22 protein-coding genes and 1 pseudogene are annotated in these 25,003 nt (G+C 54.1%); 7 read left to right on the forward strand and 16 right to left on the reverse strand.

The genetic code is table 11. From position 1 onward, the window contains the following. Window positions 1-40: 40 nt before the first annotated feature. From K239x_RS00735 to K239x_RS28160, 11 genes are all read right to left on the reverse strand, one after another. Window positions 41-1,513 carry a sulfatase family protein gene (locus K239x_RS00735; RefSeq protein WP_145415803.1) on the reverse strand — a complete coding sequence of 491 codons (1,473 nt, stop codon included), beginning with the start codon at window positions 1,511-1,513 and terminating at the stop codon, window positions 41-43. Window positions 1,514-1,627: 114 nt separating this feature from the next. Continuing rightward, on the reverse strand, window positions 1,628-2,959 hold the full coding sequence (locus tag K239x_RS00740) for a Gfo/Idh/MocA family protein (RefSeq protein WP_145415804.1): 1,332 nt from the start codon (window positions 2,957-2,959) through the stop codon (window positions 1,628-1,630). Between the two features lie 195 nt (window positions 2,960-3,154). Next, window positions 3,155-4,969 (reverse strand): arylsulfatase, encoded by a 1,815-nt coding sequence (locus K239x_RS00745; RefSeq protein WP_145415805.1) that lies wholly within the window; start codon window positions 4,967-4,969, stop codon window positions 3,155-3,157. A 216-nt stretch (window positions 4,970-5,185) separates the two neighbouring features. Beyond that, window positions 5,186-7,819 carry a DUF4347 domain-containing protein gene (locus K239x_RS00750; RefSeq protein WP_145415806.1) on the reverse strand — a complete coding sequence of 878 codons (2,634 nt, stop codon included), beginning with the start codon at window positions 7,817-7,819 and terminating at the stop codon, window positions 5,186-5,188. A gap of 237 nt (window positions 7,820-8,056) precedes the next feature. Further along, window positions 8,057-9,556 carry an alpha-L-fucosidase gene (locus K239x_RS00755; protein ID WP_145415807.1) on the reverse strand — a complete coding sequence of 500 codons (1,500 nt, stop codon included), beginning with the start codon at window positions 9,554-9,556 and terminating at the stop codon, window positions 8,057-8,059. A 12-nt stretch (window positions 9,557-9,568) separates the two neighbouring features. Further along, window positions 9,569-11,086: a hypothetical protein gene (locus K239x_RS00760; protein ID WP_145415808.1), complete on the reverse strand. Its 1,518-nt coding sequence runs from the start codon at window positions 11,084-11,086 to the stop codon at window positions 9,569-9,571. A gap of 80 nt (window positions 11,087-11,166) precedes the next feature. After that, window positions 11,167-11,394, reverse strand: coding sequence for an alpha/beta hydrolase family protein (locus tag K239x_RS29020; RefSeq protein WP_473163558.1), 228 nt, complete (start codon window positions 11,392-11,394; stop codon window positions 11,167-11,169). Window positions 11,395-11,417: 23 nt separating this feature from the next. Then, window positions 11,418-12,422, reverse strand: a complete 1,005-nt coding sequence (locus K239x_RS00765) for an alpha/beta hydrolase fold domain-containing protein (RefSeq protein WP_473163559.1) — start codon at window positions 12,420-12,422, stop codon at window positions 11,418-11,420. Beyond that, a complete protein-coding gene (locus K239x_RS28150; protein ID WP_419189507.1) occupies window positions 12,415-12,573 on the reverse strand; it encodes a hypothetical protein in 159 nt (52 codons plus the stop codon). Before K239x_RS28150 ends, K239x_RS00765 begins: the two co-directional genes overlap by 8 nt. Window positions 12,574-12,625: 52 nt before the next feature. Beyond that, complete coding sequence (locus K239x_RS28155) at window positions 12,626-12,931, reverse strand: helix-turn-helix transcriptional regulator (RefSeq protein ID WP_419189508.1); 306 nt, start codon at window positions 12,929-12,931, stop codon at window positions 12,626-12,628. A 137-nt stretch (window positions 12,932-13,068) separates the two neighbouring features. After that, window positions 13,069-13,419, reverse strand: a complete 351-nt coding sequence (locus K239x_RS28160; RefSeq protein WP_419189509.1) for an AraC family ligand binding domain-containing protein — start codon at window positions 13,417-13,419, stop codon at window positions 13,069-13,071. Between the two features lie 457 nt (window positions 13,420-13,876). Between K239x_RS28160 and K239x_RS00775 the strand changes: the two genes are divergently transcribed. Next, on the forward strand, window positions 13,877-14,359 hold the full coding sequence (locus K239x_RS00775; protein WP_419189510.1) for a transposase: 483 nt from the start codon (window positions 13,877-13,879) through the stop codon (window positions 14,357-14,359). Window positions 14,360-14,459: 100 nt separating this feature from the next. Further along, window positions 14,460-14,660 carry a hypothetical protein gene (locus K239x_RS28165; RefSeq protein WP_419189511.1) on the forward strand — a complete coding sequence of 67 codons (201 nt, stop codon included), beginning with the start codon at window positions 14,460-14,462 and terminating at the stop codon, window positions 14,658-14,660. 708 nt (window positions 14,661-15,368) lie between these two features. On the opposite strand, the gene K239x_RS00780 is transcribed toward K239x_RS28165, so the two are convergent. Next, on the reverse strand, window positions 15,369-15,746 hold the full coding sequence (locus tag K239x_RS00780) for a hypothetical protein (RefSeq protein ID WP_145415809.1): 378 nt from the start codon (window positions 15,744-15,746) through the stop codon (window positions 15,369-15,371). A 133-nt stretch (window positions 15,747-15,879) separates the two neighbouring features. Further along, window positions 15,880-16,317 carry a hypothetical protein gene (locus K239x_RS00785; RefSeq protein ID WP_145415810.1) on the reverse strand — a complete coding sequence of 146 codons (438 nt, stop codon included), beginning with the start codon at window positions 16,315-16,317 and terminating at the stop codon, window positions 15,880-15,882. 87 nt (window positions 16,318-16,404) lie between these two features. Here K239x_RS00785 and K239x_RS00790 point away from each other — a divergent pair. From K239x_RS00790 to K239x_RS00805, 3 genes and pseudogenes are all read left to right on the forward strand, one after another. Further along, a pseudogene (locus K239x_RS00790) lies at window positions 16,405-17,582 on the forward strand (IS3 family transposase). Window positions 17,583-17,768: 186 nt separating this feature from the next. Beyond that, window positions 17,769-18,830 (forward strand): pectate lyase, encoded by a 1,062-nt coding sequence (gene pelA / locus K239x_RS00800; RefSeq protein ID WP_419189512.1) that lies wholly within the window; start codon window positions 17,769-17,771, stop codon window positions 18,828-18,830. 70 nt (window positions 18,831-18,900) lie between these two features. Continuing rightward, window positions 18,901-20,196 carry a DUF1593 domain-containing protein gene (locus K239x_RS00805; protein WP_145415812.1) on the forward strand — a complete coding sequence of 432 codons (1,296 nt, stop codon included), beginning with the start codon at window positions 18,901-18,903 and terminating at the stop codon, window positions 20,194-20,196. Window positions 20,197-20,248: 52 nt separating this feature from the next. Here K239x_RS00805 and K239x_RS00810 read toward each other — a convergent pair whose 3' ends face one another. Next, window positions 20,249-21,514: a polysaccharide pyruvyl transferase family protein gene (locus tag K239x_RS00810; protein WP_145415813.1), complete on the reverse strand. Its 1,266-nt coding sequence runs from the start codon at window positions 21,512-21,514 to the stop codon at window positions 20,249-20,251. A 133-nt stretch (window positions 21,515-21,647) separates the two neighbouring features. Continuing rightward, window positions 21,648-22,073: a VOC family protein gene (locus K239x_RS00815; RefSeq protein ID WP_145415814.1), complete on the reverse strand. Its 426-nt coding sequence runs from the start codon at window positions 22,071-22,073 to the stop codon at window positions 21,648-21,650. Between the two features lie 727 nt (window positions 22,074-22,800). Between K239x_RS00815 and K239x_RS28170 the strand changes: the two genes are divergently transcribed. After that, window positions 22,801-23,082: an Hsp20/alpha crystallin family protein gene (locus tag K239x_RS28170; protein ID WP_419189513.1), complete on the forward strand. Its 282-nt coding sequence runs from the start codon at window positions 22,801-22,803 to the stop codon at window positions 23,080-23,082. 68 nt (window positions 23,083-23,150) lie between these two features. Next, window positions 23,151-23,543 carry an Hsp20/alpha crystallin family protein gene (locus K239x_RS00825; protein WP_145415815.1) on the forward strand — a complete coding sequence of 131 codons (393 nt, stop codon included), beginning with the start codon at window positions 23,151-23,153 and terminating at the stop codon, window positions 23,541-23,543. A gap of 74 nt (window positions 23,544-23,617) precedes the next feature. Here the strand turns inward: K239x_RS00825 and K239x_RS00830 are convergent, their stop codons facing one another. Further along, window positions 23,618-24,817, reverse strand: coding sequence for a phosphorylase family protein (locus K239x_RS00830; RefSeq protein ID WP_145415816.1), 1,200 nt, complete (start codon window positions 24,815-24,817; stop codon window positions 23,618-23,620). Window positions 24,818-25,003 lie beyond the last annotated feature (186 nt).

The raw sequence follows: 25,003 nt of genomic DNA on the forward strand, positions 1-25,003 counted from the left end.
CGGAGCGTGAGTGTCACTGGCTGGCTGCTAGAGACTGGTCCTACTGTCTGTGTTTCTTTAGTTGCTTCCGATTTGGATGTCTCTTCTGTCGTTCCAATTCGATTTCCTTGACGGTGGTCGGATCGGCTGTGCCCCAGTCTTTTTCGTGGCTAATCACTGGACCGCTGGGAAACAGTGTGCCGGTCGGACGCTGTGACGATCCACGCTGCATGAATTCGCCAAGCTCAGGTCGAATCGATTCGGCAAGCCCCATCATCTGCTGCACAACGATCGGGTTGTCAGCCGCCACGTTCGTGCTTTCGGATTCGTCTGCGTCCAAGTTGTACAGGACCGGATCTTGAAGACTGGCGAAGGCTTTGTTCTTGTCCCAGAACGGAAGTTGCTCTTTGCTGCGTGGAAGATGGAGTTTCCACTGACCGCATCGGATCGCTTGGAGGTTTTCGCAGTTGTAGTAGTAGAACGGCTCGGCAGCCTGCCGTTTCAACGGTTTTCCTGCCATGAGCGGCAACAGATTCTCGCCGTCGTACACGCGGTCTTTCGGAAGGGGGATTCCAATGGCTGCAGACAGCGTCGGGAAAAGGTCCATGGCGTTAATGGCCGTGTTGGAGACGGATGGACTTTTGATCCGCGCGGGCCAATGGACGATGAATGGGACGCGATGGCCTCCTTCGAGGGTGACGTATTTTGTTCCGCGATACGGCTTGGCGTACACGTTGGCGGTCGGCCCGTTGTCAGACGTGAAAATGACGACGGTGTTGTCGGCAACGCCAGCATCGTTCAAGGCCGTCATCATCTTGCCGACGCTCCAGTCGAGTTCCTGCATCACATCGCCCCGGACACCGTCCTGCGATGTTCCCTTGAATTTCTTGCTGGCCTTATAGGGCGTGTGCGGATAGTTGTGGGCGTAGTACAAAAAGAACGGCTTGTCGGTTTTGGCAGAGTCGCGAATGATCGACGTGACGCGCTGGGTATAAAGCGGTGTCAGTCGTTCAAGTGGCGTCTTTGTAAAGACAACTTCATCGTCGTCGAAGAACTGCGGCGAATGAGAATAATTGCGGGGCATGCCGTAGTAGTGCTGGAATCCCTGTTTCCGCGGTAGAAATTCCGGCTCCGTTCCGAGGTGCCATTTGCCGACCATGTGCGTTGCGTATCCCGCTTGCTTGAACCGCTCGGCAATCGTGATCTCATCAGGGTGCAGTCCGAGGAACCAATGGGCAGTCCGGTTCGGGTTAATTCCCATGTACAGCCCGGCGCGCTGCGGATAGGCGCCCGTCAAGAACGCCGCGCGTGATGGCGAACAAATCGAAGCCGCCGTATGAAAATGAGTGAACCGGACGCCTTCGGTAGCAAGCTGATCAATGTGAGGCGTCTTCACCTTGCGGGCGCCATAGCAGCCGATGTCAGAGTATCCCAGATCGTCGCACAACATGAAAATGACGTTGGGCTGTTCGGCGGCGTTCGTGTAGGAACAAGCGACCAGGAATAGACTGACGGCAGCGAGACGAAATTTCATATTGCGAGTGCTGATCGATCGTAGGCGGAGCGTAAAACGAAGAGTGGCCGTCTGACAGGCTGAAACCAATCCCTTAGATTCCGACCGCGGAACGTTCGACCACGATTTATCGCGTTATGCCAGACGATATGGCGCGCGATACTCTTTGGTCAGCCACTTGGCAGCATCGACGTCACCTTCGATCGTTTCCGATTTTGGGTTCCAGCTGATCTTCTTGCCGCTCCGCACTGCGATGTTGCCAAGGTGACAAACGGTTGCACTGCGGTGCCCGATGCTGATGTCGGCAGCGGGTGTCGCTCGGGTCTTTACACAATGGATGAAATCGCCGACGTGAGCGATGTTTGCAAACCGCTTCTCTTCTTTGGGGACGGTGACGATTGCACCATCGTGGACCAGAGGCGCAGGGACTTCCAGAGATTTCAGTACGTCGGGCGAACTTGCCACAATGCCACCTCGCGTGACAAAAACGGTTCCCTTTTCGCAGATGAACTCGGTTCCCTGTTTGTTGCTTTTGATACCGGGTGTTTGACGGCAGTTCATGACGACACCATTTGCGTACGTGTACTTCATCGAAGTGCTGTCTGGCGTTTCGTACCAGCCCTGGGGGTGAAAGACGCCAGACCCTTCGACGCTGACCGGCCCACTGTTGTCCATGCCCAGTCCCCACTGCGCAATGTCCAAGTGGTGGGCACCAAAGTTCGTTTGCTGGCCGCCGCTGTAGTCCCAGAAGAATCGGAACAAGTAGTGAACACGATTCTTGTTGTAGGGCCGCACGGGGGCAGGCCCGAGCCAGCGGTCAAAGTCAAAGCCAGCAGGGGGAGCGCTGTCCGGAGCTGGCTTCTTTGCGCGATCGATCCAGTTGGGGCCTGGAAGAGTCACGTTGACTTCTTTGACTTTCCCGAGTGCTCCTGACTGGACTAAGCTGGTGACGTATTTGAACTCCAGTCCGCTGCGCTGCATGGTTCCTGTTTGGACCACGCGTTGGTGTTTTCGCGCGGCATTGACCATCGGCTTTCCTTCGCCGATGACAAGTGTAAGTGGCTTTTCGCAGTAAACGTCTTTGCCAGCTTTGCACGCTTCGATAGTCATCAGCGCGTGCCATTGATCGGGGACCGTCACGACGACGGCATCGAGATCTTTGGAGTCCAGAAGGCGTCGGTAGTCATCCGTTGACGTGACGGATCGATTGTCTTCCTTCTTGATGAACGCTGCCGTTTCGGCCAGATAGTTGGCATCGAGGTCACAGATCGCTTCGATGTTCTTGAGGAAATATTTGGAGTTGTTGCGAGGCCCGCCTTGGTTGCCAACTCCAATCATGCCCACACGAACTCGCTCGCTCGGTGACTCGGCGGCAAACGTCGCTCGATAGCTGGTCGCGGAAATACTAGAGAACAGTCCGGCGAATGCGGATCTCTTTAAGAACGATCGGCGTGTTTGATTTGACATGTTTAGTGGTGTCCGTGACTTTTCAATTGGTTGAATCGATGCCATATATTCTACCTCGTTTGTTTGCCCTTGCCTCCATCGTTGGCAGTGGAGACTTTTGATGCAAACGGCAAACACCGAATCGTTGTTTCGTGCCGATGAACTGCTTGCGTTCTTTGTTCTACAGTCGCCGAGCAACGCACTGTGCAAACCAAGCTAATTGAGGCTTCTGACGACGACGTAATAGGCCCCCAGTTCACCTTCTTTGATCTCGAAAAACGGAGCAAGCTGATACGATCCTTTAGTCAGCTCCGTGACAAAGGTCACTTCTTGGGCGTCCTGCTCGACAGGTTTTCGCTGGAGATCTTTCCCGTCGATCCGTAGCACGCCGTGGGTGGCGCCGATTGCGTTTCCGACGACCGAGCGGAACGTTGGCGAAGGCCCTGGAACGCTAGCTCCCGCCGGCAGGTCCGCATTGATCGCAGCTCCCGACTCGGTCGGCCAGCGGCGGAGGGAGACTTGATACTTGCCGTCTCGCACTACCTTGACCGCCCAGTGGCCGACGTGAGTCAGCTTCTTGGAATCTTTCTGCTTTCGGTCGGCCGCGCGAATGGAACCCTGATGCCACGGAGGATAGACCTTTTGGATCCAGTCGTGAGCGGTCAGGCTAACAACCGGATGTTCGGGGTGGCCAAGGTAGATTTCCGTGGTCTGTGAGAAAGTAGGCTTCAACTCGGCCCACCACTGCTCGTAGAACTCACGCATTTTGGCGACGATTTCTGGATGCTTTTTGGCAATGTTTTTCTTTTGTCCCGGATCGGTCGCTATATCGTAAAGCTCTTTGCGATTGACGAGCCGATACTTCTGAAACATCACTGACGAACTACGCCACTTGATCGGATCACGAACGCGCTGAGAGTCACTGATGACGAAACGTTCGGGCCAGTCGATATCGTCGGCAGTTGGATCTAGCAAACTGGCGATCGACACGCCATCAAATTTCACGCCCTTGGTTTTTTTTACGCCTGTCATTTCAAGCAATGTCGGAACGATATCGACAGCGTGTGTTAGCTCGTTGACGTCATGCTGTTGCGTCAAACCACCTGCCGGCCAGTGCAAAAAGAACGGGACTCGGTGGCCGCCTTCATAGGGACTTCCTTTTCCAGCCTTCATTCCGGCGTTGTAGACCTTTGCGCCGCTGGCCGTGCCGTTGTCGGTCGTGAAAATGAAAATCGTATCATCCGCAATTCCGAGATCTTCGATCAACTGGCGGGTCTTGCCGACGTTGTCGTCGATATTGGTAATCATGCCGTAGAACGCGGCGATGTTCTCGGACTGCCCGTCATACATCGCCATGTATTTGGGCGGGCAGTGCAGGGGTTTGTGGGGGGCGTTGGTTGTAATGTAGGCAAAGAATGGCTTCTTCTGCTTTGCACACTTGCTGATGAAGTTGTTGGCTTGAGCGAAAAAAACGTCCGTGCAAAATCCTTTCGCGGGAACGATTTCGCCGTTGTGGAAATACGAACCGTCAAAGTAGGCGTTGTTCCAAACGTCCGGAGTCTGGCCGATACCGCCCCCGCCATGCCGATAGACTTCCGTAAAGCCACGATCTTCCGGACGATACGGATAGTTGTCGCCGAGATGCCATTTTCCGAACATGCCCGTTTCGTAGCCTGCGTCGGCGAACATTTGACCGACCGTCACCTCGTTTTCACGCAACATCGAACGACCCATGATGGTGTGCCACACTCCCGTCCGATTCGTCCAGTGGCCGGTTAGGAGCGAGCAACGCGTGGGAGAACAGGTTGGCGCAACGTGGTAGTCACTCAGCCCAGTGCTCTCCGACGCCAACCGATCAATGTGGGGCGTCTTGATGATTGGATTTCCGGTGCATCCGAGGTCGCCGTAGCCTTGGTCGTCGCTAATGACGAAGACAATGTTGGTAGGCTCTGCTGCCCCGAGCGACGTGACAAAAGCCGAGAAAACGAAGAGTCCAGCTATGAGCAGGACGACGCGAAGGTTGGTAGTCATGAGCTGTCGTGATCCAATAGGGCAGGGGATAGGAAAGTGTTTTGTCGCAAGGCACGCAATACGCAACGGCTCGCAATACTCATCGACTCTGGTGCGCCGGATCGCCAACAGGAGTCACGGTCGCGCATCAGGCGTTCGGGGCTGCGAACAGTTTACTAGCTATCAGCAAGAAACGCACAGCCAGGACACTGGTTGCCGCAACGAGACGGCTTGCTCCTAGATGAAGCGGAAAAAGCGAATCCGTCCTCGATCGAGATCCTCTCCGACTGTCACAAGCCGATCGGAGGCCTCGACAAAGAGAGTTTCATACCGTTCACCGGAGTCGTTCGGGATCAGTTGAAAGCCGTCTTCACTGAGCGTCGTGTCAAGTGTTCCGTCTGCATTGACGCGACCGATCAGAGAACTGAAGAAATTGGAAACCAAGATTCGGTCTTGTGAATCGATCGCAAGACCCGTGATTTCGACTTCGCGTTGTGTTCCACTGTCGATGACGAACGAGGGAAGGTCCACGACGCCGCCACCGAAGGACGTGTCGACTTGCCCGTTGGTTGTAAATCGCCGTATCACTTCGTCGCCCGCAATGACGATTCTGCCTTGGTCGTCTAGCTGAAGTTCAGAATAGAAGTTTCCGGCGAACTCACTGCCGTTAGGCGTCGTGGGTACGTTGGCGACGCCTTGGTTACCAAAGGCTGCGTCTGCGTTTCCATTCGCATCGAGTTTGACGAGCGCCGCTGAGTTGCCAGTATCGGAATACGGATCGTTCCAAAGCGAAAGTGTCGACCCGTCATCAAATACGATCAGTTCTTCAAGCTCAGGCTGGTCCAGTCCAATGTTCAGTCCAAAGGACAGGTTGCCGGAAGTACCAAACGACTGATCTAGATTGCCGCTCGCATCAAGTCGGGTCCAGACAGACTGTCCTGCCAGAATGACTCGGTCTGAACCATCGATGGCAAGCTGATCGTGTGTTGAATCAAACCCAACTGTATCGTATCCGTTGGCGACGAAGCTGGTATCTAATTGGCCATCCGCGGTGATCCGAATGATGAATGATTCGCGAAAACTAAAAATGCCAGAGCCAAAATCAGTCTGTCCGATCACGACCACTCGGCCTTGACTATCCACTGCCACGTCGTCGATCGACGTGAAGCGAAACTCCGAGCTATCACTGAAACTGTCAATCATCGGAGTGATTTTGACCCGTCCGTTTGGCCCGTAGCTGGTGTCAGGATCTCCGTTTGCCAATGTCATTTCAAGATCATTGGTCAGTCGCGAAATGCCATCGTCACCGCGACGAAATTCGCCGTTGACGACCGCAATCGTGCCATCTGGAGCACGGAAAGCTTCTGCCCGCGGCCCGCCCGTGCCGAGTGTTCGGAGACCGTTGTCAGCATACGCTGTATCCAATGCAAACACGCCCTGGTCGATTGGGTCAGAGCTGAACTGGAAGTAACCGCTTCCATTGAGCGTTTCGACTTGCAGGTTCCCGGAAGTTAATCGCCCAGCACTGCTTTCCCAAACGCCGAGCGAGAACACGTCAGGTGATTCGGTTTCGTAGGATTCGCCGTCAATGACAATGTTATCAATCGACAAGTTGCGGTCGATTCCAAAATCAGGGTCGTACAAGTCGTTGACGAATTCGATTCGTACGTCTCCGGGTGACAACACCGTATCCAGTTGGAACTCATAGGCCTGGAACTGATCGCTGACGGACACTGGATCAAACTCCCGCGTTCCTGCTTTGAGTACGAATTGCTCGTCACCTTCGTCACCTCTCGCATTGATCACAATGGTCGATCCACTGTTGTCCGATGAACCATATTGAAAGTATCCGTTGGAGTGCAAAATGATGCCGCGGCCAAATCCAGGCGTGACGCCGTCTTCTGGTCGCCAGGTACCACTCGAGAACGTGTCCGAATCGTTCGTTTCATAATTTTGGCCGTTGATTTGAATGTTGTTAACAAACAAATTGCGGTCTCGATTGTTCGCCGGATCGTAGGCGTCATTGATGAATTCAATTTGAACCCGATCACCGCTTAGTGACTGGTTCGTCTGATATTCAAAGGGTGTCCAGGTCGTTGCAGCGTCGTAGGTCGCAACGACTTCATGGTTGATTCGCAGATTGAATTGTTCTTCACCCGTTTGTCCCCAGGCGTTGATGACGATGTTGAGTGTCCCGCGGTAGCCATCACGCACCGAGGAATCAAAGAACAACGCGGATTCGATATTTCCAACCGTGTATTCCAAATCCCAATCGGAATGTTGCACCGTGCCAGTTACATCGGTCGACGCGGCCACATTCAAGTGAGTTAGCTGGGCCAGTGTTTGGATAAAAGCTTGCCCGGTCTGGCCGCTGGCGACGTCGCAACCGTAAACCAAGACATCGCCATCGGCACGCACATGATTTGCCCATTGCTGCAACGAGCTTTGCGATTGGATCAACGTGTCTGTGTCGATCGTCTCACGTCCCACATGCAGCTGGCCAGAGTCGCCATGACAAACCAAGTGAACCGATTGTGCAGGTTGGTTTAGGCGCTGAAGCGTAGACGTAATGACTTCGATCGCGTCCTGGTCTGAATTGATCAAGACCATTGTGGCCGAGTCATCGATGCCGCTAGCGAGTGCGTTCCAGTCATTGACACGAGCGTCAATGAAAACGACTGCGCCCCCAGCAGAAACATCCGATTCACCCATGTTCGCAACTGCCAATTTGCTAGCCGAATTGGCCATTGTGCTGGACACTGATATTTCGGCAGCAACTCCCGCGTCGGCGGCCAACATTAATCGTTGCTCAAGTTGGCTTAGCTTCCAATGCTTTTGCTTAGCGCTGAAGGGGTGAGTGTATGCGGTCATGATGATGCTCAGATGGTTGACACTTTTGGAGTTTTGCTGTCCCCAAAGTAGTCCAGTCAGCGACCGGTGTGGAACCGTACTCGTACCAGAACCGAAACAAGTTGATTATCATCTCATCACGCCCTCAAATGGACTGCTAGATGGCGTTTGTTCGCTGTACGACGTGTCCTTGGTCTCCTTGTTTTGGGGGGTGACGTCTTGGCGTCTGATCACGATCGGCATGATCACACTGGCCGCTCACTGTTGGTCATTCGTGACAATCTCGAATGACCAGGCGTGATGACTTTTACCAAGATCACTTGGCGGTTTGATGTAGAGTCCGTTTGGTTCGATGGTCCAGTCGACGATGGATTCGCTGCCGAGTAGTCGAACGGATTTCACGTCCGTTTCTTGCCAGCCAGAGGTGGGTTCGATCGTGAATGGAGCGATTGGTTTGTTGATTTTGATTGCGTACAGTGTTTTGTTTTTGGCTGTAAAAGCGAGATGTTCGTTTTTTTGCTCGTTCACTTTCCAGAAATGCGTGCCGTAAATGGCGTCGCCGTTGATCTTTAGCCAGTCTCCCATCGCACGCAGGCGTTGGACTTGTTCCGGGACCAGTGTGCCATCTGCTTCGGGGCCGATGTTGATCAGGAAGTTGCCGTTGCGACTGACGACTTCGATCATTTCGTGAATAACACTTTCGACCGTTTTGTATTTGTCGCCCTGGAGATAGCCGAACGAAGTCCCAAATGTCGTGCAGCTCTGCCACTTTGGGCCGATCGCCTTCAGTTTTAAGTTGTCCTTTTCAAAGCAGCCAACACCGTCGGGCCAGTTACGATTGGCACCTTTGTTGTTGCAGTAGACTTCTTGGCCATTGGCGGCAGCATTGTTCATGAAGTCCGTGATCATTCCCCGCACGCGATCGTCGAAGTACTTGATCTCCGGTTTCATTCTTCCTTTGCGGACTTGGTTGCCATCACGCGTGTAGATTGGGAAATCGTCGACCCACAGGAAATCCGGTTGGTACTTGTCCTGAATCTCTTTCCATCTGGCAACGTAATCATCAACAAACGCTTTGTCATAATTGAAGGGACCGTAAAGCGAGGCCGCCATCGGGTTGCGCCGGATTTCTTCGGCGATGTCCGGTCGCGGTTGGCTGTGGACTGCGTATTTTGTTTTCGCAAAGAAACCAGTGTGGCGTTCGCGATGGTACGACGGCGCGTACTTCAGACCTTGTTTGCGAACCGCCGTCCCAAGGTCACCGACTAGGTCTCGCTTGGGGCCCATGTCGACGGCATTCCATGGGGTCAGGTCAGAATCCCAGTTGGCCCAACCGTCGTGGTGCTCAGCTGTCAGCACAACGTATTTTGCGCCAACATCGGCGAACAGTTTGGCCCACTCGTCAGGCTCCCAATTCTCCGCTTTGAACTCTGGGATGATGTCCTTGTATCCGAACTCCGGCGGCGTCATGCCCCAGCGTTGCTTCATGAATGGGTAGTAGTGTGCCGAATCTTCGTACAGCATCTTTGGCACATGCTCGGCGTAACCTCGGCCGCCCTTGCGATAACCGATCGCGCTGTACGGTCCCCAGTGGATGAAGATGCCGATTTTGCCATCGTTGAACCACGCGGGTACGGGCATCTGCTGAAGTGATTTCCAGCTGCCATCATAGCGCGGCTCCGCAGCTGACGTTTTGTTTGCCTGGAAACAGGCAAACGCCAGAAGAAGTAGGGGCAGCGTTTTAAATGTTTGACTCATGGTTCTAATGGCTTACTCAGTGAATGAAAGCGTCATTCGTTCGATGATTGGCTTTGACTTGTTCTCGGTTGAATCGGTCAGACGCAATTGCGTTTGGAATCCGAAACCAGCCGGCAATTCAGACAGGTCCAGCTGGGCTGGCGTTCTCGCGATCTGCTTGGAGAACCCGTGGATGTAGTCGTAGCTCTCTTTGATTTGTTTCCACTCCGTCCACTGGTCGATTTTTTGGTCGTTATCCGTGTCGACTCCAACGCGTGCCTCGACGGTTTCCACCCACGGTCCGGGGCTGACGAAGTCGGTCTTCTGTTGCGTCGCGAGGTAAAACTGTCCTTCGGCGAACGCGACGTCTGGATCAGGGTGCCCCTTGCCGATCTTATCGCACCATGTGAACGATTCATCGATCGAAGACGATGTGAACCAGCCCACACTCATTTGGTGTCCGCCTACGGGATCGTAGTCACCGAAGAGGTAGTACTGACCGCCGATGCAGATTGCGGCCCAGTCGCCATAGGCTTCCTGCTCGGGTTCATGCACTTCGTACTCGGCAACGCTTGTCGTGTAGTTTTTTGGATCTTCTTTTACCCAGTGCGGGTGTTTGTAAGTCGCGATCTTGCCAGTCGGTTGCGTGCGGTTGTCGACAGGTGGTTTCTTGAATTCAAATCCGTTGATGCCGTTCGGACTGACAGCATGTCCGGCCAGCGGTGAATCCCACGACCGTTTGTTCGCCGAGATCGGGCTCCAGTCTTCGATGATGACGTGCATGTTTCCGTTCAGATCGCGAATGAATCCGGCATCGCTTCCGTGGGACGGATCCTTCACGGCGATTCCCATGTTCTTACCTGGTTCGCCATCGAACAGGTCTTCATCGACGTAGACGTGGGGATCTTGATCGTTTGGGAAGTCGTAGTAGATCAATGCCTTGCCATCGACCCATTCCGCACTGGTGACCCATTTCGAGAAACCTTCTGTAACAGGCCCGTGATGAACCCAGCTTTTCATGTCACGACTTTGCCACGCGTGGTACCCGCCTTTGCCGCGTTTGAGTCCACCAGGCGCGTTGAACTGATTTGCAAATCGCGTGGTTTGCAGCGGGATGTCGAAGCCATCTAGCGTTGCTGTTTTCGGCTTGAACACAGGCTGAGGCTTTGCTTTCTGTCCCCTCTTTCGTTTGGGCTGCCCACTTCCGTAGCGGCCGAACATCCAGTAATTGTCGGGACCGATCGTAAGCAGAACCGGCGCGTCGGCAAGGTTAACGGGGCCGAGGTTTTCGGTCGGGTTCCAATTTTGCCAAACCGCGGATTGAGAGACGACCAACGACTTTGCCGACCGTTTCACGTCCGACGCGTGAACCTTGGTGGCAATTGTCGCGTGCTTCGCTTTCGGCGCAACCGAGCCGTCGGCGATCGCGGCGCCTTCAGCGGATTCGATGTTCTGTGTCCAGTCCTCGGCGCTGTCGATTGTCCAGTCGGCAGCCGAAAGCTGGCTGCCCATCAATGCTGCTGCGACGATTGCAAGTGGTAGTAGCTTCATGGATCTAAATGATATTCGGGGATGGGGGACTGAGAGCGGCCAATGAACAACTGTTTGCATCACGGAGAGGCTAGGGCATTCTAGTTTAATCGGTGGTTCGTCGTTTGAAGATGATTCACAAAGAACTGCACAGTGTGCTGGATGATCGCATCTCGGGTCGGATCGATGTCCGCATTTACTTTTCGCCAGTTGTGGCCAGCATTTTTGATGATCAGAATTTCAATTGGTGCTTTGGCAGCGTCGGCTTTTTGCTTCATGTAGTGCGCGTGTTTAACCGGAATGGTGGTATCACTGTCGCCCTGGATCATCAGCAGTGGCGGGCTATCTGAGCTCAGGAAGTTGACGGGCTCATTTCGCGGACACGATCAGTTTTGTTAGCAGGGTCTGGATGAGCACCAAGAATGCGAGGGCCAAATCGATCACGGAAATTGGCTCGGTCATCATGATTGAACAGCTGAATGTTTTCGAAGTCGCATGGCCCATACCACGAAACACCTGCCTGTATCTTGTAGGTCGCCGACGCCAAGCTTTCGTCGCCCAGCAGAATTTCTGGTGATGTCAGCAGCAACATTTGAGCGATCTGTCCGCCGGCGGAATCACCCATGACAAAAAAACTATCGGCGTCCAAATTCAGCTTGCCGCTGTTCTTTGACAAACAGCGAATGGCGTCTTTTGAATCGATCAAGCAATCTCGCATCGTGACTCCGCTGTCCGGTTTGCAAAGCCGATAGTTGACGGACGCCACTGCAAATCCGTGACTAAGAAGTTTTTGAAACACGGTCTTGAACGAACCGTTCGCAACGCCCTGTTTGCTTCCTGCTGCCCATCCGCCGCCATGTGTATAGATGATGACCGGGTGCGAAGAAGTGTCCGTTGTCGTTTGGTTGGTGGGGTAGTAGAGGTCCAGCAACAATCTACGTTGGGAAATTTGTTTGTAAACCAAGTCAAGCTTTCGCTCGCCGCCAGACTCCAGGTACGCGGTTCGCTCCTTGCGAAGTTCGCTGAGGGAGATCACTCCGTCTTGGTCGGTGTCCAGCTTCCGCAAGCGTCTCCATGCCGATGCGTTTTCGCTCTTTTCAAATGAGCCGTTGCCGTCTTGGTCGATCGTTTGCATCGTTCGTGTCGCACGAATGAGAGATTCACTGTCACCTTTCTGAATGCCGGAGGGTTGATCCTGGGCAAACAAGCTGAGCGAAGGTAACAGCAGGGTGCCTAGGCAGAGGCGAATTAGTGATACGCGCAGAAAGCGTGTTAGCGCGGGGCGCCGGTCGTCTGGCTTAGGCGTTGTTTGGTGAACGGCTTCAATGGCGAAGATCGAACGACGTCGTTTAAACATAGACGAGGCTTTCGCAAGTTGATTTGGAAAAGGTGTTGTTGTCGCAGTGATTGTTTCGTTTCAAGATGACTTCCAGCGACGTTGCTTTGTGTCGAATCGCCGGCGCGGCATGTTTGGTCTTTTCAACGCTGCTGTTTTGTTGCGCGGACATGGTCAACGATCGCTTTGCCAACGGACGAAAGCTTCGGAGCGATCATTATGCGTTAGCTTCGTTGGCACGCTTTGCGAAAACTTCGCGGCGTCGTGCCCGTCGTCTGTTTGAAAGCACGGTTAAAGCGACTGAGTGAATCGAAGCCTGATGCAAACGCGATGTTCACGATTTGTTCGTTGCTAGTGATGAGTAGTCGCTGAGCTTCTGCAACTCGATGGCGGGTGATCAGTGTGTTGAGCGTTGTTCCAAACGTTTTGCGAAACAGTGTGGCGGCGTAATCGGGATGGAGGTCGACACTGTCCGCAAGGTCTTTGGTCGGTAGTCGGGTTTTGTAGTTTCGCGCGATATAGCACGCCATCAATTCTGCTTTTTCAAGATTCGGCGAAGACTGGTTGGACCTTGCCATGCTACTGGAGACCGGAACGGACGGACGTCGAGAGTGTGCGCGTGATAGACGCAGCAATCGTGCTTTCAACTCAAGAAGCACAGTCTCCGTCATGTCATGTCATGTGCATCGCGAGACGAATCCTTTTGCCACTGTTGGAGCAACATTTGGTCACGCAGCGAAAAAGAGTTGTCTGTTTCGGCGCACACCACCTTGCCCGTGATGAGCTGAGTTTGGAGATTTTCTGGGAGTCCCCACTGCAGAAACCATCCAAACGGAATTGTGATCACGTGGTACTGGGTGACGTCACTAAACTGAATGATCTGATGCGGAACGGCTGCCCAAAAGAGAGTGACCGTACGAGGTTCGACCGTGACTCGGTTGCCGCCGATCAGATAGGTGAGCGTCCCCTGGTCGAGAAAACTGATCTCTATTTCGTCGTGGCGGTCCGGCCGTGACATGGCCTTGGGTTCCCACACCTCACAGGTGAAGCCGTACGGAGCGAACGCGGGTCGCATGGTATCAAAATGCTGCATGGCATCAGAATAGTGCAAGTCACTACCAGTATCGAGGGAGAATAGGCGTGTTTCCGGTGTGGAACACCGGCCTTACTCGCTTCCTGAGACCGATTGGAGCACAAGCAAGGCATCAGTCTTCGACACTCACGACACGCAAAACAAACCAGCAATGATCGCATCGAAACCTCAAACCGTCCGCGCAGTGGCGATGACGTCGCCAGGCGAAACGGAGATGCGGGAGTATCCCGATCCCACGATGGATCAAGAATCCATGAAGTCGGTGGTTTGAGGCGAGTCGGCTGGGTTTCCGCGCTGACCAGGCCGTGATCGTTCTCTTTGGAGACGTCACAATTCAGTCTGTTCTTAAAAAACACTGACACCTCAAATCCCGGACACTCTCATGATGATCCTTGCAATGGACCTTGGCAAGTTCAACACCGTCTGCTGCTTGTACGATACCGTAAATCGCAAGTATTCCTTTGAGACGATCGCGACGAAACGGTCGCACGTGGAGCATGTACTCCAGACGCATCGGGCGGATTTGATTGTGATGGAAGCCTGTGGGCCGTCGGGTTGGATCAGCGATGTGTGCCGGGCCCAAGGAATCAAGACCATCGTTTGCAGTACCAATGACGAGGCCTGGAGCTGGAAAAACACCAAGCGAAAGACCGACCGCAAGACCGCCGAAGCACTCGTCGCGACCATCGACAATCCGCATCGCTTCAAAAGTGCACGTCATCTGTCGAGCTACCTGGGCATGACGCCCAAACAATACCAATCCGGCGAGACCGATCGCAGCGGCCGAATCTCCAAACGGGGACCAAGAATGTTGCGTTCGATGCTGCTGGAATGTGCGTGGGCGAGCACACGATACAACGCATAGGCAAAGCAGACGTTCGCGAGAATCCCCGGCAGATCAAGGACGCGCCGCAAGAAATGCCGGCATCGCGCTGGCACGCAAACTGGCCGTGATCGCTTGGGCGATGATGTGTGACGAAACCGACTGGGACTCGACGAAACCGCTACCCGAAATGCCGCCCGAAGACGTGAAGCTAAAAGTGAAACGCTCCGAGGTGCGACCGGCTGGCGAACTGCACAGCGGTGGCCCCAAACGTCCTGCCGCTCGCGGTTCGCGCAAAACCAAACGACGAGGCAGTCCACGGCGCAGCCCAATGAAAACCTAAGCCATCTACTGATCCCTCGGGTCAACCGCGAATCGGCCGCCTGAGGCATGCAAGCCTGTCTTGGATGACCTGGAGAGAACGATTGCGTTCAGGGCCCGAGGGATCTTTTAGCCATCCACTGTTACTCCAACCAGTTCACCTAACACGAGCGACACCACTGACAGCGAATCACCGCAAGCCGAACTCACGAACTACCGAAAAGGACTCCCCGTTTCGCCACGACCACTGAGCAAGCCTGGCACCCGAGAAGCATTCTAGAAAGCACTTCTCCGGGATGTCGCCCTAAAGAATGTGGCCGGCAACCTGCCCGTCGTGATCCAGCCGGATCGAGAGCACTGCAAGGAATGATGAGACGACGGCGTCAACTTGGACCGGCACACGTGTGCCCAGGCGTCGACAACTCGAATAGTCCCGCGTTAGCTACTAGGAAACATCGGGTACCCAACCGGACTCGTGCCCTAAGCCCAACCGTGACTCGCCAAGGCAAACTCGTTCACGCCAATCACCGCAAAGAAATGCCTCGCACCCCGATGTAAAACAAAAATCAAGAAAGCGGCCAGTCGCCACTGGTCAAACCAAGGACTTCATAGTCGGCCGCCATCACCGAGGACGGCCAATGTGGTTTCCATTTGTAAACGCCTCATGCCGTCCTTCGTGTGAATCGCATGGTTATCGGGCTAGCTCGTCCAGGTTAACCGGAGAGTACTGTCAGCTCAGAGCCTGCTGCAATGAAAACCATGGAACAAGCATCGTAAGCGAACATACCACACCGGTGAGCACGCCTGAAATGCATGCAAACCCCATGAATCGGCGGCGCGTAATGCCGTTAGGGATAATGAACATTAACAGTAGCACTACAACTGAAACGATTGCCACAAGATAAGGTGAATAGAAATGCAACAGGTACTTAGTAGCGGCAGGCAATTCGACCCCAAAGTCCTCGAAGACGGGTAGCAGTAGTTGTTGTCCAGCGAAGACACCAATGGGAATTGCAAGCCAAAGTCCAACAACGAAGAACTCAATCGGCCGCCATGAACGTGATTCGGATGTGGTCGATGGTGATTCGTATGGGTTTGCGGCGTTCATTGGATTTTAGCGATGACTTCAGGCAGCAAGTGGATGAGAAACTGTTACTCGATAACGTTGCACATCACCGAGTCGGGACGGTGGATGTTCCATTTGGAAAAGCTCGCAAGCCCGACTGCGGTGCATGTGATGGTTATCGGGCGGTCTGCATGCGAGTAAAAACGTCGGATTCACCGTCAGGTAAATGTTCGGACGTTAGTGTGTACGTCAAGGCTTCCGCGTTGCCAACAACTGGCGCGATTGTTGCATCGCACGGAACGCCGTTAAACGGATGAGCGGTTCCATCAATCAGAAAGCTCCTTTGCGTAAAGTTAATTGTCGTTTCTTGGGCAGACGCGTTTGACACTTCAAAACGCCAAGTGTCGTTGATTGGGTTACGGATGTAAATTTGGTCGCCATCCCGGTCGACGATCAGCGCGAGTTCACCGTCGGAAGCCCATTTACCAACCAGTGGGTCAAGCACCGTGGCGTAAGGAACAGATGCGTCCAAGTTTCCGGTTTGCGGCGAAGCGTCGCCACCGCAACCAATGAGCGTGGCGAATGCCAGTAACATGAACTTCGGTGTTTTCATTGGATTTCAGTCGGATAACGTTGTGGCGTGCTCCCCATTTTCTGGTCCAGGTGCTATGAAAGTCTAGTACCCCTGAGGAGACTTTCGATGACGAAGAAGCGAAAACGACGTAAGCCCGAGCAGATCGTGCGGGCGATCCAAGAAGGTGAAGCGATGCTGACCGCTGGCAAGACTTTGGCAGAGGTTTACCAGGTACTTGAGATCACCGAGTCCACTTGGCTTCGGTGGAAGAAGCAGTTCGGTGGCATGAAGTCAGATGAGGCGAAGCGACTTCGTGAACTTGAGGTTGAAAATCAGCGGTTGAAAGTGCTTCTTGCCGAGGCCGAGCTGGACAAGAAGATTTTGAAAGTTGCCGCTAAGGGAAACTTCTGAGCCCGACTCGTCGACGCGAAGCAGTGTTGCAAGTTCAACTCACCTGCAACGTGTCGCAACGTCGGGCCTGCAAGACGCTCGGCCAGCCGCGAAGTACGCAACGGTAACAAGCAACACAAAGAGAAGACGACCAGCGACTGGTTGATCGGATTCTTGAGTTGGTCCGTGAGTTTCCTCGCTACGGCTATCGAATGATCACTCGGTTGCTACGCCAAGAAGGCTGGCAGGTGAACTTCAAACGCATTTATCGAATCTGGAAACGTGAAGGACTCAAAGTGCCTGTAAAGAAGGTGAAAAAGCGACGCTTGGGCGATCGCAGCGGCGCCATTGGGCGTCGTCGCGCAGAACGTCCCAACCACGTTTGGTCGGTCGACTTCATTTTCGATCGAACGGTCAACGGCCGCTCACTGAAGGTCCTTTCGTTGATCGACGAGTTTACACGCGAGTGCATTGCCCTGGAGGTGAATCGAAAGTTCACCGGTGACGACCTGGTCACCTTGTTGGTCGACCTGTTCGCGATCCGTGGTAGGCCACAGTTCATTCGCAGTGACAACGTCCCTGAGTTCATCAGCAAGCGAGTGCGTGAATTCCTGGATCTGATCGATGTGGGGACGTCCTACATCGAACCAGGCAGCCCTTGGGAGAACGCTTACGTGGAGAGCTTCCACAGTCGCTTCCGAGACGAATGCCTTGCCTGTGAAGAGTTCGCTACGCTCGCTGAGGCTGAGGTTGTGATTGAGTCCTGGCGTCAAAAGTACAACCATCGTCGTCCGCACAGCGGCCTCGATGGTTTAACCCCGGCGGAGTTCGCCTCGCAGTGGGCAGCTTCCATTCCGCTCCCTCCATGGAAACTGCCCACTGCGAAATTTGTTACCCAATCCGGACCTTCATAACAGTGGATCAACTTTTGGGGGCATTCCAGCGTCCTTCACGGTGCCGACAAAAAGAGCGATGCCGCCTGGAGTGGGAACGATGCACTTCATTCTGGGGGTCACTGACCACGGAACGCCGCGTCATTGTCGATGTGAAGTATTGGAGCCGCCGACGACTACAACGAACACATACCCATGAGCGAAGTGATGAATCGAAGAGCAACCAGTTGGCTAACCCATTTGATAGTTTCGGTGATGGTTTTGTCCACTTTGGACGCAGCGGCGGCTCCTGTTCGCTTTAGCAAGAACTTACTGAAGAACGATGAGGCATGGTTTCGTTCTGACGAGGCCAGATGCGTTGCCGACATTGTGATTCAGTATCAAAGTCCGCAGGGAGGGTGGCCCAAAAGTACCGATTTAGGCAAACGGCCCGAATCGCCTGCAGATATCCCGCAGCCCGGCGGCGGACGTGCCAATAGTATGGACAACGACGCAACAACCGTCCCCATGAAGTTCATGGCCCGAATGGCGCACGCGACTGGCGACGACGAATACCGGCAATCGTTCTTGCGAGGTGTCGATTACTTGCTGGCCGCCCAGTATCCAAATGGAGGTTGGCCTCAGTTCTGGCCACTTCGAAAGGGCTATTACTCGCACATCACCTACAACGATGGAGCCATGATTCAGGTAATCGACGTGATTCGCGACGTGGCGAATGGCAAAGCACCTTACGACTTTGTCGATTCCCAGCGGCGCAAGAAAGCTGCTGAATCACTCGCTCGAGGCATCAACTGCATTGTAAAGACACAGGTCAAACGAAGCGGCAAGTTGACTGTCTGGTGTGCACAGCACGACGCAGAGTCACTCGCGCCGGCAAAGGCCAGAAGCTATGAACATCCATCACTGAGCGGATCCGAAAGTGCCGGTGTGCTAATGTTTCTAATGAGTCTTCCTGATCCGAGCCCGGAGGTTGTGCGGGCCGTCGAGGCGGGTGCGGCTTGGTTTGCGTCGACGGGGATCCAAGGCTATCGCTACGAGAGAAGCAAATCCAATCCGGCACTCAGCAAAGACTCAAACGCTCGGACGCTGTGGGCGCGGTTTTATGAAATCGAAACAGATCGCCCGATTTTCAGTGACCGCGATGGCATCATCAAGTACGACATCGAGCAGATTGGTAGCGAACGCCGAAGCGGATACACGTGGTACGGAAATTGGGGCGACAAAGTCGCGAACCAATTTGCAAAATGGCCGCACCGTGAGGATCGTTAGAATGGACCACTATCACCGTTGCTCGTTTGTTTCGTTATGCCTACGCCTCACGCTGCTGATCGTTTACTCGATGTTACCGGCTGTTGCTCAGGAAGCCGCGAAGCAGTCCACAGCGAAAGACATCGCTACGGAGCAACCGCGACATCGCGTCGTTGTTTCGACCGACATTGGTGGCACTGATCCGGATGATTTCCAGTCGATGGTGCAACTCCTGGTGTATGCCGACAGGCTGGATATCGAAGGTCTGATCGCTTCGCCCTACGGACAGGGCCGTGCCAGCGACATCCTGCGAGTGATTGATTGCTACGAGAAGGATTTTGCAAACCTGTCGACCTACTCCAGTGCTTATCCAACGCCCGATGCATTGCGATCGATCACCAAGCAGGGCGACACCGAACGTGCTCCCTATGCGGGAACAAGGGCTCCGACCGAGGGGTCACGGTGGATCATCCAGTGCGCTCGCCGCGACGATCATCCCCCCCTGCATGTCTTGGTCTGGGGAGGACTAGAGGATCTGGCTCAGGCGTTGCACGACGCGCCCGATATTCTGCCTCAGTTGCGTGTGTACTGGATCGGCGGTCCGAACAAAAAGTGGGCTCCCGACGCCTATCAATACATCGTCGACAATCATCCGAAGCTATGGATGATTGAATCCAACGCTACGTACCGCGGCTGGTTTACAGGCGGGAATCACGCGGCTGATTGGGGCAACAAAGCTTTCGTGTCGCGATACATCAAAGGGCAAGGTGCGTTGGGCGACTTTTTCACCGCCCAGAAAGCCGAGGTCAAAATGGGTGACACGCCGTCAGTCGGCTGGCTCCTAGAGGGGAGTTCCGACGATCCATCTCAAAGGGGCTGGGGAGGCAGTTACGTTCGCGCGTGGAAGCGCCCGCAGTTAAAACTTCGCAGACTACCCGGCGAGACTGATCGCATCGAAGTATTTGGAATCCTTGAGCTGGCATTGCCCGTCGATCGGATTTCCCCGAATGCAACGGCGACTCTTCACGTCGAGAACCAAAAACTGGATGGTCATTTCGCCGATGACGGATCAGTGCGTTTTCGGTTCTGCCCAAAGGCCGCGAAGCAGTACCGATTTCGGATCGAAAGCAGTGACGCATCTCTCGACGCAAAGACTGGATCAATCACAGCGTTCAGTCCTAAGCTGGCCGAAATCAGAACTCCGGATGTTCGTTTTCCGAACTGGTGGACGGATGATTTATCGCCCACCGTTGCCGAAGGACCGCACAGCGGTGCAAAGACAGTGAGCCGCTGGCGAAAAGACTTTCTCAGAGATTTTTCCGTTCGGATGCGTCGATGCAGCGAGCCATCTCCAGCCAAAAATGCAACTTCGCGTTCGTTCCAGTAACACTTGTTTTCGGAGAAGCCCACTGCTTGGCAACGTCCTTCTAACACAAGTTCTAGACAGCGCGATTCAGTTGATCCATTGTCTCACGTTGTCGCTTTTCGACGAAGGCACGTGCCTTGGCTGCTTTCGCTCGTGCTTCGTCCGGATTCTTTGCGATATCCAGAACCGTGGGGACGATACGTTGGACTTGTGTTTCGTCGTCGAGGTCAAATAGCCAGTCATCCAGGCCGATGTCCTGCCACATCAATCCTTTGTGCGTCTGTTCGGCGAAGCGGCAGACGACGGCAGGCACGCCGTGGCCGATGCACATAATGGGCGAGTGCATTTCGTTGCCAAACAAACCCACGCTGCTGGTGTAAACGCTGACGGCTTCACCGGTCAGCCAGTAATTTGGTCGCCAGACGACGCGGTCCAAGACCGATTGAGGGAGCTTGTCGAGCAACATTTCGCGTCCGACAGCCATCTGCGTTTTATCTTCGGGACAAATCAGAACCTTTAAGTCAGTTTGTTGGACAACTTCGATAATGGCTTGCCTGAGCGGCGCATGATCATGTTCCTTCATTTGTTCGTTGCGTTGGTGTTTGATGGGGTCCAACGGACGGTTTTTTTCGGGAATAGTCCAGTAAGGCGTGTAACGCAATCGTGGAATACAGCACAGAAATTTGCCGGTTTGCAGATCGTGATTCTTCAGAAACGCTTGGGCTGTCACGTCGTCTCGAAGATCGCATGCGAACGCACCATCGGGGCCAAATTCCATGACGGGGCACGTCGCCCCCAGTTCCTTTGCTAGAGCGAGCGATTTTGAGTCGCGAAAGAAAACGAATTTGGCATCGCTCAACACGCTGATGGTTTTTTCCAGAGCGGCCTTCGCTGCCGGACTTGTCTGGGCGGAGTCCTTGCGGGCGAACGTAATTCCATAGACACCGAATGGTTTGTCGGTTTTTTGTTGCCACTCGATGATTTGTTTTTCGCCGACCAGATACGGCCCGGAACCGTGCAGCATGAAGTCACAGACTTCGTAGGCGTGTTCCAGTTCCTTGGATCCTTTCTTGGCGATTCGAACCTTGGGAAACCTCGCCTGCAAAATCGCATCGACGCCGTTTTTCAAGTTGCTCGGGTACAGCCAGACTTCCGCGTCCGGCAGGTATTGCTCGATGAGCCGCAGGACGCCTGGAGTGTGAGCAATGTCACCAATGTTGACGGTCTGCCAAGATGAACGAAGCAAGATTCGTTTTGGTTTGCTGCCAGCGGGCAAAGCCGCTAACAGTGAAAGAGCCAAGGCGGATTCGCCCACGAAGTCACGTCGATTCAAATGCATGTTCACAGCCTTGGCAATTAGGGACATTTTCCCCGGATTATACGGTGCCAATTCTAGTGGTTCGCGGTGGTTGGTGGGCAGTGCCTGATTAACAGGGCAGTACTTGCGTCCAGAAAACAGGAACTGCCTCGCATCACTCGTCCTCGTTTTCGACGACGTTGATTTTCCAAGAAATTCCAAAACGATCGATCACAATTCCGTAAAAGGACGTGAACTGTGATTTAGCAAGAGGCAGCAATACGTGACCTCCGTCGCCAAGTGCGTCGAAAACATCTTTGGCCCTGTCTACTGATTCAAATCGTAGTGCGAAAGCGAAACCGGCAAACTGCGTCGTCGCGTCTTCATCCATGCACCCCACGTCGCTCGCCATGAACTCCGTTGTGTGAATTCGATAGGTCGCGTGAAAAATCTTGTCCTCCATGCCGGGACGAGTGTGCGATTGATCCGGGCTATCACGAAAACGCATCAAGAACAGGACTTCGGCATCAAGTGCGGCCCGGTAGAAGTCGAGTGCTTCTTCGGTGCGACCGGCAAAGTTCAACGTCGTTGTGACTGGCATTGGCTGGGAGTGTGGGAGTATGGAAATGCATCGCGCTAAACGCCGACCGGCTGGACCATCAGCCAGAAAGGCAAAAGCGTTTGCTAGGTTGCACAGAGCGGGATTTTTGGCTTCGTTGTGGGTGATTTATCGTCCATCGTTATAGCCGCCACCAGCAAGGAAGATACGCAAGTTGCTCGGGGCATCCGCGTTCGCGTTGCCAAGATTGCTTCGGAACACGACTGACATCCGCTCCAGCAAACATCCGCTCGCTTCCTGCGGTCTCGCCATGCGGAACAAAAAGTCACTAAAGCACTTCAGGATTCCCGTTTCGATGGTCTTCAGCTGCAGATCATCCCGGCAAACCGCGCGCCAATCAGTTGATCGTGAACCCTGTCATCCCTGGCGACTACACCTAGGGGCAATGACGGACTAACCGTCTGCGAACACGCCGCAGGCAAGAAGAAAATTACCGCCCGTCGGTCGCGCGATGACATTTGGCACGCTCGTTGCATTTAGTGCAATTCGGGCAGAAATGACTGCCAATTTTAACAACACATTCCGACGGTTCCTTGGGTAAATGGAGGATAGACAAATGTTACACACACGATGGCAACCTGTTGCGGAATTGAATCGTCTCCGTAGCGAACTGGAACGCGCATTTGCTCCAAACGGGCACTCGTAAGCGGCGTTCGGCACTGACGTTTTTCCGCCCCTGAACCTCTGGGAAAGCGACGAAAATCTGTACATGGAAGCCGAGCTTCCTGGGTTTGAAATGGACGCTTTGGAAATCTACGTTACCGGAGGCAACCAGCTTTCGATTGCAGGCGAACGCAAGCCGCTTGAACTTGAAGGCGGCGCATGGCATCGACAAGAACGGTCGTTCGGTAAATTCCGCCGCACCTTTGAATTGCCCTGTGATGTCAACGCTGACGATGTTTCGGCAAACTTTGCACACGGCAACCTGACGTTGACGATGCCCAAAAGCGAAGAAGTGAAGCCACGACGAATCGAAGTCAAGGCAAGCTAATCGTTTAACACCGCCGCATCCGCCGGCGACACCCCCTAACAATTCGAATTAGAAAGGAGAGCAATCCAATGGCTACAACGATGACGAACAGCCAAAACAAATCGGGCACAACTGGCAGCCCAGAACAAACCTACCAGTCAACCTATGTGCCTCGATTCGACATTTGGGAGGGCGAAGATGAGTTGCTGCTCTTGGGCGACCTGCCCGGTGTCAATGTCGACGACTTGGACATTCGGTTTGAAAATCGCGAGTTGACGATTCACGGCAATGTATCGCCACGACATGAAGGCGAGATGTTGTTCGGCGAGTACGGCATCGGCGATTTTCACCGAACTTTTACGATCGGAGATGCGATCGATGCCGAAAAGATTTCAGCCGAAATGCACGGCGGCGTTTTGAAATTGCATCTTCCAAAATCAGAAAGGGTCAAGCCTCGTCGGATCGAGGTGAAGGTTAGCTGATTATTGGCGCTGAAAGTCGACGTACGCTCGGCGGGCGGATACAGCAGTTCCGCCCGCGGAGCTACGGCGACGTTTCATTCGGTGTCCTCGTCTGGCGTACTATCGAGACCTTCCATCAGTGATTCCTCTGGCGCGCGGATGTCGCTGTTGGGCAGCCCGTTGGGGAACTGGCCTTTGATGCTCTCGATGGCCGCGGCGGCGATCGCAATGTGTTGCTGCTTGGTGTCGTTGTAGAACGCTTTTGCTCCGCTGGGTAACTTGGGCTGGCCGTGCAGCGGTTTATCCGACACGCACAGCAGTGTCGCACTGGGGACGCGGTAGCGAAAACCATTGGCCGCCACCGTCGCCGATTCCATATCCACTGCAATGCTACGACTGGCTCGCAGATGTTCTAGGGTTTGCTTGATCGACAGCTCCCAATTGCGGTCGCCGGTCGTGTAGACCGCGCCGATTCGATAGGGGAACTTGGCTTCGTCCAATGCATGCGCCAGGGCCCGGTTGAGCAAGAAGCTCGGCGTGATCGGCACCGACGGCGGTAGCGCCGCGTCTAGCAGATGATCGCCTCGCATATAGCCTGACGCCAAAACGAAGTCACCGATCTCTTGGTGATTTCGCACGCCCGCGCAGTGCCCGACCATCAGCATCGCATCGGGTCTGAGGACAGCCAAGTGATCGGTCAAATTCTTAGCGTTGGATGGCCCGACACCGATGTTGACGATGCTGATACCGCGGTTCTCATTTTCTCGGTGATGGAGTGCCGGCATTTGCACATCAGCGCGGTTACCGGTAACGCTATCGGGAAACTGCGCCGCAAACGCTTCCATATGCATTTGGTAATTGGTCAACAACACGTACCGCTGAAAATCTTCGGCCTTGGTGCCGGTGTAGTGTTCTAACCGCGCGATCGAAAGTTCAGAACGCTCTGGGCCAAACAGAAAGACTTTCTTACGCGTCAAATCGAATTCGGTTTCATCGATCAGCTCTAGCAGTGTGGGCGAGCTCAGGTCGACTCGTGGCCGCGAACGGGAAACCGAGAGTTCTGCACCACGACGCGCCAGTTTGAACAGCTCGCGTCGGAGATACCAGCGATACGCACTCGGCCTCGCAATTTTCCCGGCCAGTTCCGGGTTATGCTTGGACCAATTCCGAACCACCGACAGCTTGGAATAGAATCCGTTGGCATAGTCCTGCTCCATCCGATCGCAAACCACTTCGATCTGCTGCCGAAGCGCATCAGTGGGAAGGCTAGGGTCGATTCGATTTGGTTCTTCCATGCTCGAAATTATGGGCGATGCAGCATCGTCGTGCTAGCGGTTGAAGGGGTGGAGGCTGTCGCACGTCGCTTCCAAATTCGCTGCGCGACCAACTCTGCGTCGGCTTGTGACAGCAGGGACCGCCAACGCTCCGCAAGCCGTTCGGCGTCACGGCAACGATTCTCCAGTTCGAATTCGGTGTCAGGA

This window comes from Stieleria marina (assembly GCA_007741555.1).
Classification (GTDB): domain Bacteria; phylum Planctomycetota; class Planctomycetia; order Pirellulales; family Pirellulaceae; genus K23-9.

Excerpts from the sequence above, each read along its gene's own strand:
- K239x_RS00735 (WP_145415803.1), bottom strand. The coding sequence starts at position 1,513 with ATGAAATTTCGTCTCGCTGCCGTCAGTCTATTCCTGGTCGCTTGTTCC.
- K239x_RS00740 (WP_145415804.1), bottom strand. The coding sequence starts at position 2,959 with ATGTCAAATCAAACACGCCGATCGTTCTTAAAGAGATCCGCATTCGCC.
- K239x_RS00745 (WP_145415805.1), bottom strand. The coding sequence starts at position 4,969 with ATGACTACCAACCTTCGCGTCGTCCTGCTCATAGCTGGACTCTTCGTT.
- K239x_RS00750 (WP_145415806.1), bottom strand. The coding sequence starts at position 7,819 with ATGACCGCATACACTCACCCCTTCAGCGCTAAGCAAAAGCATTGGAAG.
- K239x_RS00755 (WP_145415807.1), bottom strand. The coding sequence starts at position 9,556 with ATGAGTCAAACATTTAAAACGCTGCCCCTACTTCTTCTGGCGTTTGCC.
- K239x_RS00760 (WP_145415808.1), bottom strand. The coding sequence starts at position 11,086 with ATGAAGCTACTACCACTTGCAATCGTCGCAGCAGCATTGATGGGCAGC.
- K239x_RS29020 (WP_473163558.1), bottom strand. The coding sequence starts at position 11,394 with ATGATCCAGGGCGACAGTGATACCACCATTCCGGTTAAACACGCGCAC.
- K239x_RS00765 (WP_473163559.1), bottom strand. The coding sequence starts at position 12,422 with ATGTTTAAACGACGTCGTTCGATCTTCGCCATTGAAGCCGTTCACCAA.
- K239x_RS28150 (WP_419189507.1), bottom strand. The coding sequence starts at position 12,573 with ATGTCCGCGCAACAAAACAGCAGCGTTGAAAAGACCAAACATGCCGCG.
- K239x_RS28155 (WP_419189508.1), bottom strand. The coding sequence starts at position 12,931 with ATGGCGTGCTATATCGCGCGAAACTACAAAACCCGACTACCGACCAAA.
- K239x_RS28160 (WP_419189509.1), bottom strand. The coding sequence starts at position 13,419 with ATGTCACGGCCGGACCGCCACGACGAAATAGAGATCAGTTTTCTCGAC.
- K239x_RS00775 (WP_419189510.1), top strand. The coding sequence starts at position 13,877 with ATGATGATCCTTGCAATGGACCTTGGCAAGTTCAACACCGTCTGCTGC.
- K239x_RS28165 (WP_419189511.1), top strand. The coding sequence starts at position 14,460 with ATGATGTGTGACGAAACCGACTGGGACTCGACGAAACCGCTACCCGAA.
- K239x_RS00780 (WP_145415809.1), bottom strand. The coding sequence starts at position 15,746 with ATGAACGCCGCAAACCCATACGAATCACCATCGACCACATCCGAATCA.
- K239x_RS00785 (WP_145415810.1), bottom strand. The coding sequence starts at position 16,317 with ATGAAAACACCGAAGTTCATGTTACTGGCATTCGCCACGCTCATTGGT.
- pelA (WP_419189512.1), top strand. The coding sequence starts at position 17,769 with ATGAATCGAAGAGCAACCAGTTGGCTAACCCATTTGATAGTTTCGGTG.
- K239x_RS00805 (WP_145415812.1), top strand. The coding sequence starts at position 18,901 with ATGTTACCGGCTGTTGCTCAGGAAGCCGCGAAGCAGTCCACAGCGAAA.
- K239x_RS00810 (WP_145415813.1), bottom strand. The coding sequence starts at position 21,514 with ATGCATTTGAATCGACGTGACTTCGTGGGCGAATCCGCCTTGGCTCTT.
- K239x_RS00815 (WP_145415814.1), bottom strand. The coding sequence starts at position 22,073 with ATGCCAGTCACAACGACGTTGAACTTTGCCGGTCGCACCGAAGAAGCA.
- K239x_RS28170 (WP_419189513.1), top strand. The coding sequence starts at position 22,801 with ATGGAAGCCGAGCTTCCTGGGTTTGAAATGGACGCTTTGGAAATCTAC.
- K239x_RS00825 (WP_145415815.1), top strand. The coding sequence starts at position 23,151 with ATGGCTACAACGATGACGAACAGCCAAAACAAATCGGGCACAACTGGC.
- K239x_RS00830 (WP_145415816.1), bottom strand. The coding sequence starts at position 24,817 with ATGGAAGAACCAAATCGAATCGACCCTAGCCTTCCCACTGATGCGCTT.